Origin of the sequence: Kitasatospora sp. NPDC002965, assembly GCF_040611255.1 — a bacterium.
GTDB lineage: Bacteria > Actinomycetota > Actinomycetes > Streptomycetales > Streptomycetaceae > Kitasatospora.
This window is the reverse complement of the sequence record NZ_JBEXNT010000223.1, coordinates 1-8,776: the sequence shown is the minus strand read 5'-3', so window position 1 is coordinate 8,776 and position 8,776 is coordinate 1. Positions and strand designations below refer to the sequence as shown.

Here is an 8,776-nt window from a genome sequence, read left to right as displayed (position 1 = left end):
GTTCAGAGAGATAACGCCACACGAGGGGCTGCCCCCAACACTACCGGATCCCGGGGCCCGGCCGCGCCCCCCGCCCCCGCCCCCCCGGCCCAGCGGTGCACCGGCCGTGGGGGGGCCCCCCTTGCGGCCCCCCCGCCGACGACGGTCGAGGTCGGTCAACGGCGAGAGAACGCGACCGTCGGCAGGACCCGGTCGAGCCGGACGGTCGACGCCGAACGCATGCCTCGCGGCGAACCCGACGCCTCGCGCACATCGAACGCTAGTGCTGTGACTGCAAAGGTCCGCCGGGTTGGCTGGCGGGCCCTTGGCCGGTTGGATGTCGCGAGACGTTCCGCTCGGAGGTGTGCGATGGCAGAGCCGGTCAGGGTCCGCTGGCTCACTGACCACGAAGGACAGCAGTTACAGAGGATCGTGCGGCGGGGCAGTATCAGCTCGGTGCGATACCGGCGAGCGATGATGCTGCTGGCCTCGGCCGGCGGCAACCGGGTCCCCGTCATCGCCCGGCTGGTGCAGGCCGACGAGGACACGGTGCGGGACGTGATCCACCGGTTCAACGAGATCGGCCTGGCCTGCCTGGACCCTCAGTGGGCGGGAGGCCGTCCCCGCCTGCTCAGTCCTGACGACGAGGACTTCGTCGTCCAGACGGCCACTACCCGCCCGGCCAAGCTCGGCCAGCCCTTCACCCGCTGGTCCATCCGCAAACTGCTCGCCTACCTGCGCCGCGTCCACGGCCGGGTGATCCGGATCGGCCGTGAGGCCCTGCGATGCCTGCTGGCCCGACACGGCGTCACCTTCCAGCGCACCAATACCTGGAAGGAGTCCACCGACCCCGACTACGACGCCAAACTCGACCGGATCGAGCACGTCCTGGACCGGTTCCCCGACCGCACGTTCGCTTTCGACGAGTTCGGCCCGCTCGGCATCCGTCCCACTGCGGGCGGCTGCTGGGCCGAGCAGGGACGGCCGGACCAGCTGCCGGCCACCTACAAGCGCACCCACGGCGTGACCTACTTCCACGGCTGCTACTCGATCGGCGACGACACCCTGTGGGGCGTGAACCGGCGCCGCAAGGGCACCGCGAACACCCTGGCCGCGCTGAAGTCGATCCGGGCCGCCCGGCCGGACGGCGCCCTGGTCTACGTGATCCTGGACAACCTCTCCGCCCACAACGGCAAGAAGATCCTGCGCTGGGCGAAGAACAACAACGTCCACCTCTGCTTCACCCCGACCAACGCCTCCTGGGCCAACCCGATAGAGGCACACTTCGGACCGCTGCGGCAGTTCACCCTCGCCAACTCCAACCACCCCAACCACCCGGTCCAGACCCGCGAATTGCACTCCTACCTGCGCTGGCGCAACACCAACGCCCGCCATCCCGACGTCCTGGCCGCCCAGCGCCGAGAGCGCACCCGCGTCCGCAGTGAGAAGGGCATCCGCTGGGGCGGACGAAGGCTTCGGGTCGCAGCCTGACCAGGCAATTCGTGTGGTCAGAGCGCCATGGCTACGTGCAACACATCGAACATGTCCCGAAGCTCGGTGGCGTCGATGGGATTGATCTCCATCTGCAGGTGGCACACGTCGTCGTCACCGTTGGGAGTCAGTCGCACGAAGAAGGCAAACCCGTCCCCGACGGGTTCGGCGCTCAGCACCAGCGGGTTGCTGCGACCTGGAGTCACTGCCGCCGAGAATCGAGAGCCCGAGGGGGAGCGCAGGTGGGAGAGCATCCGCGCGGCGAAGTCCGAGACCTCGTCCCTGGTGAGGTAGGCGGTGAAGTCAGCTGACAGCGACGAGCACCAGTCGGCGGTGACCTGCCAGCTGTTCTCGCCTGCCTCCACCAGCTCCAGCCACGCTCCACCGCTGCCGAGGCGTATCTGCGGCGTTTCCATCGTCATGCCCTCCGACCCTTGCACCATGGGCCCGCGATCTTACAGAGGCGCCCCTCTCCAGGCCGCCATGCCCAACCCGGCGAACCTATGCGGTCACAGCACTAGCGCGCCCCGCACCTGCACGGCGGCGGGCGCCGACCGGACGGCCCGGTCCGCCCGCAGGCGGACCGGGAAGACACAGCCCCGCGCCGCACGGCGCCGCCGATGAGCGGGCCGGACGTCAGGCGAGTGCGAGGAAGAGCTTTTCCAGTTCGGCCTCGCTCATCGGCGGCTCGTCGCCGTCCGCGACGGCCATGCACTGCCGCATGCCGCTGGCCACGATCTTGAATCCGGCCCGGTCGAGGGCACGGGAGACGGCTGCCAGCTGCGTCACGACGTCCTTGCAGTCACGCCCTGCCTCGATCATCGCGATGACGCCGGCGAGCTGGCCCTGGGCCCGACGAAGGCGATTGAGGACCGCGCCGACCGCTTCGTCGTCGACCTGCATTCCCATACCTCCAGAGAGTCGCTGGCCCGCGAGTTTACCCCGTGGGGTATGTCTCGGGCGCCCCGGGGCGATCAAGGACCCTCCTGGGCAGGGCCGGTCGGCTCCGGTCCGTGACTCGGCACCGCTGTCCACCGAAGCTGAACCCGACCGCCACAGGCCACCTCGCGAGCCGCCGACAGGAGCAGACCGCGACGTCACCTGCGCAGGACACCCCACCCACCGACGTCACAACCCACGGGTGCCACAACCCACGGGCGCAGCCTGCCACTCGTCGCCGACAGCTCCGGGGCGAGGTCAGTGGGGATCGCCTACTTGGTCGGCCACGGCGAAGTCTGCCCCGCAGTCCGTGCAGTGCGCGCTTCCGAAGAGGTAGGTCACAGCAGTGGCGACCTCGTTCTGACCGTCGGTGAGAGCGAGTGCGTGGATCCGTTGGCCGATGCCGCTCAGGTCGCCAGGGCCCACGGGTCGCAAAGGGGCCTTCTCCACGTGGTCGTCCAGGGCGTAGTCGCCGCTCGTGGAGAAGTAGCCGTAGTCGCCGATGGCGATGAACAGGCTGGTTTCGCAGTCGGGACAGGAGATCTGGTACTCCCCGTTCACGAGTCCCCACGCAAGCTCCTCACCCCAGACCGGGACACCTTCGAATGCCAGAACGGCTTCGAGCAGGTAGATGTAGTCGGTCCGGTCGGGAGACGTCCGAAGGTGCTCGTTCGCCATTCGCAGGAGGGTTGCGATCTCCTGCGCATACTTCACACGGACGTCGTCGGCCCCGTGCAGCTGGCCCGTCCCCGCCACGATCGCGGCTGTGAGGTGCAGTGCGTTCAGCTGCTCCTGCGGGTCGGCACCCACGGCGATTGTCGTCAGCCGGGGAAGCGCCGCGAAGCTGGCCGAGTAGACGCTGCCCTGATGGCAGAGGGCCGACCAGAGGTCGTTCCAGCGCTCGGCGTTCGGATCTGCTTCGATCTCGTCCAGCAGGGCGGGTATGTCTTCCGCAGAGCCGTAGGCATGGCTGAGTTGCGACCAATCCGTCATGCAGGAATCCAACCAGGCCGTTGTGACATTCGAGGCTCCTGCACCGGAAACGTCGGTGCCGGCCCCACGACGGAACCGTAGAGCCCCCGACCGGCACAACCCCCGAGGGCCACCCAGGCAGACCAGGAGTCAGCAGGACGGCCAGGTCGCCGGGGACTGCGGCAGGAACCCGGCGGGCGCAGCGTCGACGCTACGGGCCGACAACCGGCCGGCAGGAAGGTGGGGGCGGGACGCGCCCTGGGAAGTCAGCCGGCGTCCCGCCCCGGGTGGAGCGCGTGATCAGGAAGGGTGACCCTGTCGCAGGCCTCGGCGCAGCGGTGTCCGCCGGGCCCTGTACGACCTACCCGTCAGACCACCCACCAGCCGTAGCCCGTGAACCCGCCCTTGCCCGCGCAGTAGGCGTACGAGGTGGAGCCGTTCGCGTACTTCTTCGCACCGAAGACGATGCTGCCGTTCCCGCACTCGGCGACGGCGTAGAACTTCGTGCCGGCCGCACCCGAGCAGGTGACGCTGAAGGTGTTGATGTCGCTCCAGTTGGAGGCGCACCTGGCGGCAGCGAGGCTCGCGCCCGGACTGGACGTCTGGGCCTGAGCGGCGGGCACCGCACCGAGAACGAGAGCGGCTCCGATGGCGGCACCGGCGACTGCACGACGGATCTGCATGATCGACTCCTCAAGAATGGTCGAGTGAACCCTGTTGCCCGACCGACCGGGCAACAGGACCCACCGTTCCTGATCGCTCTTGGGAGGAACCTTGAGGGAATCCTGAAGTGCCAGGTCAGGTGGCCTGCGCCCCGTCGCCCCCTCCGGGCCGACGGTCGAGCTCCGCTGACACGACACACCGTCGGTCGACGATCGGGCCCGGCCGGCTCCCGAACTCCCCCATGCCTTGCGGGCTCCCGACGGCCCGAGCGTGCCGGGCTTGAATCGGCATGGAGCAGGGGCGAGGCCGACCGGGCTACGGCGGGCGGCGGGCGACGGGCGACGGGTTGACAAGGAAGCCCTGTTTATCGATTATCGGCATATCGGTAATCGATAAGGGGGGTTGGGATGTCCTTGCTGGGCAAACTGCGGAGGCCTGACTGGCTCGGCGAACTTCAGGGCGTGCTCACGCTCGGTCTGGTCGCAACGAGCCTGGCGATCGCGGTATCCGTGGGCCGTGCGCTGCTGGGCGACCTGCCCGTGACAGCCGGGATACCGGCCGGCGCGCTGGAGGGGAGCACCGTGATCCCCGGCAGGACGACCGGGGGCGTCAGCATCACCCCGGACTCCGTCATCGAGGTGGAGATCGCCGATCCCAGCGCCCACCAGCTCGTCGCGGCGGTACTCACCGCGCTGCCCAGCCTGCTGGTCGCCCTCGGCATGCTGGTCATGCTGCTGCTCGTGGTGCGGCGGGCCCGTCGCGGTGATCCGTTCACCACCCAGGCGGTGCGGCGGTTGCGGCTGCTCGCCGTCTTCGTCATCGTCGGCGGGACTCTGGCCGGGGTGACGGAGAGCGCCGCGGCACTGGATCTCGCCCTCAGCGTGAGCGACACGGCGGGCGTCACGGTCTGGGAGTTCCCGGCCGCGTGGACGCTGGCCGGGTTCGGGATCCTCGCGTCCGCCGAGGTCGTCAGCCGTGGCGCCGGGATGCGGGCCGAGCTGGAGACGGTGATCTGATGCCACCGGAGGAAGACCACCGCGTCGAGGTGCACCTCGACAGGCTGCTGGAGGAACGCGGCCTCACGCTGACCGAATTGGCGGACCGGGTCGGCCTCACGCTTGCCAACCTCTCCGTCCTCAAGAACGGCCGGGCACGCGCGATCCGGTTCAGCACGCTCACAGCGCTGTGCGATGCACTCGGCTGCCGGCCCGGCGACCTGCTCACCGTCCTGCCCAGGACACCGCCCGGCTGAACCGGTGCGCCGCCCTCACGGCCGGAGCGCCATCGAGATGAGGGGCATCGCGGGCGAGCCGGCCGACTGCCGTGTCGTCAGCTCTCCATCCCTGACGGCGCCCGACACCCCGGCCACGACCGGAGCCGCCCGGCCGGAGCCTCTCCCGCGAGGATTGCCGGCCCGACGGCGCCCGCGCACCCGCCCCGAATCCCGGTGCGGAAACGGAACTGCACAGACACCATGGTGATCATGACGAACGACGAGACGGGGCTCGCCCCTCTGGGCCTCTGCGTGGTGGCCAACGTGGCGCAGGTGACCGCCCACGGCACCGGCGGCGGCGAACTCCATTCCGGCCTGCGGCACTTCGCCCCTGGCGCCAAGGTCTGGGTCGCGCCGCCGCGGTGGGACCCGTGGGACCCGGGCGTGACCGTCGTCGGCCGTCACCGGGGTAACCACCGCCGCTACATCGCGGTCGTCGTCCAGCGCCGGTTCCTGGAAGACCTGCGGGTCCGGGGTATCTACAGCCCGGCCCTGCTGGCGAAGCTCGGCGGCGGCTGGAACGCCCGTGCGGCCGAGGAGTTCACGCGGTTCTGGGGCAGCCCGAGGCTGGAGACGCGGGTCGAGATCGACGGACGGCCGCACTGGGCCCCGCCGGTCCTCGACCCCCCGCCCCCGGAGATGGAGTACGAGGGCGCGGTCTACCACCTGACCGGCTTCGACGCCGGACACGCCCGCTACTCGGCGCAGCCGCCACCCTGGCTGCGACCCCGGCAAGCCTGAGCCCGAGGTCGGTATGACGTCGGTCCGGCGACCCCCGGGCCCTCGCGGCACCCCCGACCAGCCGGGTGCCGGCGTGAGCGTGTCGCCCTACGCCACCGTCCCAGGCCGGGTGCGGCGGGTGGTGCGGAGGGTCGTGGGGCCCGTGCCGAACGATTCACCCGTCGTCCACGACCGCACCGGGTAGGCGTCGAAATTCTTCGAACTCGTGACCCTGGACCCGCCCGGAACGGTGTCACGGGCGGTCCTCACGGGGCCACGGCGACAGTACGGCGGCGGCGCGCGCCCCACCCGGCCCGGCACTCCCGACTGCCCCTCAGAAGCCCGTATGCGAGCTCGCCAAACTTGCCCTGACCTGGCGTTTTCTCGAAAATCTCCTAGGCTGGTGAGCCCTGTCGGACACCCTCGGAGGGGGCATCATGAGCGAGGAATCCCACGCATACGGCGCCAGCGTCATCGTGGTTCTGGAGGGTCTGGAGGCGGTCCGGAAGCGTCCCGGGATGTACATCGGGTCGGTCGGCGAACGAGGCCTTCACCACATGGTGTTCGAGGCCGCCGAGCCCGCACTGGGCGAGATCATCCGCGGCACCGCCGGCCGCGCCGAGATCACGCTCACTGCCGACGGCGGCGTCCGCATCGCCGACGACGGCACGGGCCTCCCGGTCAAGCACGCCGGCCACAACGACGGGCCCCCGCTGGAGACCCGGTTGACCGTGCTCGGCGCGGGGGCGGCGCCGACCGACCGGCGCTCGCTCAACAGCGGATTCACCGGTGTGGGGCTGGCCGTCGTCAACGCCCTGTCGGACCGTCTGACGGCCGAGGTACGACGCGACGGCGCCCGCTGGGTTCTGGAATACGAGCGAGGCGTAGCTGTCGCGGTACCCACCCACACCGGTCCGGCCGACGGCACCGGGACCTCGATCACCTTCCACCCCGACCCCGAGATCTTCGGGGCACCGGAGTTCTCGTTCGACGCACTGGCCGAGCATTTCCGGGAACTTGCCTTCCTGAATCGCGAGTTGGACATCACACTGACCGATGACCGAAACCCCGCGGCGCCCCGGGACATCCGTTTCCGCTTCCCGGGCGGACCGAGGGACCACATCGCCGACCAGGGCGTCCCCGTCCACCCGGACGTGATCGGCTTCGAGCGCGAGTACGCCGAAATGGGCGGAACCGTCGAGGTGGCTCTCCGTTGGTGCGACTCCCGCGAAGAGCGGGTCGCAAGTTACGCCAACAGCCGGCCGACCAACGGTGGCGGCACGCACGAGCTCGGCTTCCGCGACGGCCTCGCCACCGCGATCATCGTCTACGCCCGGGAGCAACAGCTACTCGCCCCGTCCGACCCCGACTTCACCCCCATCCAGCTGGGCGCGGGTCTGAGGGCGGTCGTGTCGGTGAAACTCGATCACCCCGCGTTCGAGGGGTCCGTCCGCGACCGGCTGGGCACCGGACCCGTCCGCGCCTGCGTCGCCGAGGCCGTCCGAAAGCACCTGGCCGACTGGCTCCGTACCAACCCGGCGCAGGCCGCCGCCGTCCTCGCCCGGATCTCGTCGACCACCCGTCACTGACAGCAGCACACCGGGGACCCCGAGGCCCAGGTCTGGCTTGATCCCCGACCTGGGCCCTTCGCTTCCACGGACGGCCCCCGGCCTTCCTCGCCACGGGCGGCACGGTAGCGCGGTGCCCCGTCCGCCCGCTGCGCGCGGAAACCCCGGGACCCGACCGGCCGCCGCTCCCCCACCGCTTCGTGTCCGTGCCGAAGTCACGCAGGGTGGGGTGGCCGGCCTCCCCGGCCCTTGCGGGCCGCGGTTGTGCGCTGGTTGCTCCCGGTCAGCGGCGGCCGGTGGCCAGGATGACGAGGAACTGGCCGCCACCCGCCTCGATGTCTGCGGTCACGGGCAGCCCCGGTACCAGTCGGGAGAACCGGTCCACCAACCAGTCCGCCGCCGCCTGGGCGTCCTGCCTGGTCGGGCAACGGCCCACCATCTCGCGGCCCCCCTTGCGCTCCAGCCTCCCGGCCACGGTGATCAGGGGCGCCGGCTCGACCACGTACAGGCGGTCCGGCCAGGCGATGACCACCTTGACCGCGCCCTTGCGGGTGTTGCACCCGCGGTGCGCAAGCCGCTCGGCGACCTTGGCCTTCCGGTCGGCGGTACGGCTGTCGACACTGGGCCCTCGCGGGTCGTTCACCGACTCGCCGGGGTCGACCGGTTCGTCGCACACCCAGCATCGCCAGCCGTCGCGCTCGGCCACATCTTCAAGGAGACTCACCCGAGCAAACTAGCCTGCCCGGCCGCCACCCCGCACATCAGGGCCACCACGACGCCTCGACACCGGCCGACCAGGCTGCGGAGGCACACGCCGTTCCGGCCCGGTTCCGGCCTCGCCGGGACGCGGCGACGATCAGCACCTGCCTTGCAACGCTCCCCTGCTCAGCTCTGCTGCTCCGCCAGGACCGGCTGGAGCATCGATTCGAGGACGTCGTCGATCTGGCCGCCGAGAGCACGGGCCGCCAGTCGGCCCTGCCGGTCGACGATCAGCATGGTCGGGAAGGACTGCGCGCTGAGGGTGGACCTGCGACCGCACCCGAGTCCGGTCGTCCGGCCGGCGACGCAAGGGTCACATCCGAGGACGGGGGTGGGGGGCCGCGCGGGGGGGGGGGGGGGCCCCCCCCCCCCCCCAAGGGGGGTTAGTGGCCGTGGCCCCCCGCGACCGCCC

10 protein-coding genes are annotated in these 8,776 nt (G+C 70.7%); 5 read left to right on the top strand and 5 right to left on the bottom strand.

The genetic code is table 11. The annotated features are described in order from the left end of the window. Positions 1-348: 348 nt before the first annotated feature. On the top strand, positions 349-1,470 hold the full coding sequence (locus ABZY91_RS40485) for an IS630 family transposase (RefSeq protein ID WP_355409066.1): 1,122 nt from the start codon (positions 349-351) through the stop codon (positions 1,468-1,470). 17 nt (positions 1,471-1,487) lie between these two features. Here ABZY91_RS40485 and ABZY91_RS40480 read toward each other — a convergent pair whose 3' ends face one another. The 4 genes from ABZY91_RS40480 to ABZY91_RS40465 all read right to left on the bottom strand — a co-directional run bounded on the left by ABZY91_RS40480 (position 1,488) and on the right by ABZY91_RS40465 (position 4,064). After that, positions 1,488-1,892: a hypothetical protein gene (locus ABZY91_RS40480; RefSeq protein ID WP_355409064.1), complete on the bottom strand. Its 405-nt coding sequence runs from the start codon at positions 1,890-1,892 to the stop codon at positions 1,488-1,490. A 214-nt stretch (positions 1,893-2,106) separates the two neighbouring features. Continuing rightward, positions 2,107-2,373 carry a metal-sensitive transcriptional regulator gene (locus tag ABZY91_RS40475; protein ID WP_329875212.1) on the bottom strand — a complete coding sequence of 89 codons (267 nt, stop codon included), beginning with the start codon at positions 2,371-2,373 and terminating at the stop codon, positions 2,107-2,109. 294 nt (positions 2,374-2,667) lie between these two features. Continuing rightward, positions 2,668-3,402, bottom strand: coding sequence for a hypothetical protein (locus ABZY91_RS40470; protein ID WP_355409062.1), 735 nt, complete (start codon positions 3,400-3,402; stop codon positions 2,668-2,670). Positions 3,403-3,749: 347 nt separating this feature from the next. Further along, positions 3,750-4,064 carry a hypothetical protein gene (locus ABZY91_RS40465; protein WP_329875202.1) on the bottom strand — a complete coding sequence of 105 codons (315 nt, stop codon included), beginning with the start codon at positions 4,062-4,064 and terminating at the stop codon, positions 3,750-3,752. Between the two features lie 387 nt (positions 4,065-4,451). On the opposite strand from ABZY91_RS40465, the gene ABZY91_RS40460 reads away from it, so the two are divergent. From ABZY91_RS40460 to ABZY91_RS40445, 4 genes are all read left to right on the top strand, one after another. After that, positions 4,452-5,060, top strand: a complete 609-nt coding sequence (locus tag ABZY91_RS40460) for a DUF2975 domain-containing protein (RefSeq protein ID WP_355409060.1) — start codon at positions 4,452-4,454, stop codon at positions 5,058-5,060. Then, positions 5,060-5,296, top strand: coding sequence for a helix-turn-helix transcriptional regulator (locus ABZY91_RS40455; RefSeq protein ID WP_355409058.1), 237 nt, complete (start codon positions 5,060-5,062; stop codon positions 5,294-5,296). Before ABZY91_RS40460 ends, ABZY91_RS40455 begins: the two co-directional genes overlap by 1 nt. A gap of 231 nt (positions 5,297-5,527) precedes the next feature. Next, the gene (locus ABZY91_RS40450; RefSeq protein WP_355409056.1) at positions 5,528-6,058 is read left to right on the top strand and encodes a hypothetical protein; all 531 of its coding nucleotides are present in this window, start codon (positions 5,528-5,530) and stop codon (positions 6,056-6,058) included. A gap of 416 nt (positions 6,059-6,474) precedes the next feature. Further along, the gene (locus tag ABZY91_RS40445; protein ID WP_355409054.1) at positions 6,475-7,626 is read left to right on the top strand and encodes an ATP-binding protein; all 1,152 of its coding nucleotides are present in this window, start codon (positions 6,475-6,477) and stop codon (positions 7,624-7,626) included. 262 nt (positions 7,627-7,888) lie between these two features. On the opposite strand, the gene ABZY91_RS40440 is transcribed toward ABZY91_RS40445, so the two are convergent. Continuing rightward, the gene (locus ABZY91_RS40440; RefSeq protein WP_329875210.1) at positions 7,889-8,329 is read right to left on the bottom strand and encodes a hypothetical protein; all 441 of its coding nucleotides are present in this window, start codon (positions 8,327-8,329) and stop codon (positions 7,889-7,891) included. Positions 8,330-8,776 lie beyond the last annotated feature (447 nt).

Coding starts and splice junctions, on each gene's coding strand:
- ABZY91_RS40485 (WP_355409066.1), top strand. CDS start 349: ATGGCAGAGCCGGTCAGGGTCCGCTGGCTCACTGACCACGAAGGACAG.
- ABZY91_RS40480 (WP_355409064.1), bottom strand. CDS start 1,892: ATGACGATGGAAACGCCGCAGATACGCCTCGGCAGCGGTGGAGCGTGG.
- ABZY91_RS40475 (WP_329875212.1), bottom strand. CDS start 2,373: ATGCAGGTCGACGACGAAGCGGTCGGCGCGGTCCTCAATCGCCTTCGT.
- ABZY91_RS40470 (WP_355409062.1), bottom strand. CDS start 3,402: ATGACGGATTGGTCGCAACTCAGCCATGCCTACGGCTCTGCGGAAGAC.
- ABZY91_RS40465 (WP_329875202.1), bottom strand. CDS start 4,064: ATGCAGATCCGTCGTGCAGTCGCCGGTGCCGCCATCGGAGCCGCTCTC.
- ABZY91_RS40460 (WP_355409060.1), top strand. CDS start 4,452: ATGTCCTTGCTGGGCAAACTGCGGAGGCCTGACTGGCTCGGCGAACTT.
- ABZY91_RS40455 (WP_355409058.1), top strand. CDS start 5,060: ATGCCACCGGAGGAAGACCACCGCGTCGAGGTGCACCTCGACAGGCTG.
- ABZY91_RS40450 (WP_355409056.1), top strand. CDS start 5,528: ATGACGAACGACGAGACGGGGCTCGCCCCTCTGGGCCTCTGCGTGGTG.
- ABZY91_RS40445 (WP_355409054.1), top strand. CDS start 6,475: ATGAGCGAGGAATCCCACGCATACGGCGCCAGCGTCATCGTGGTTCTG.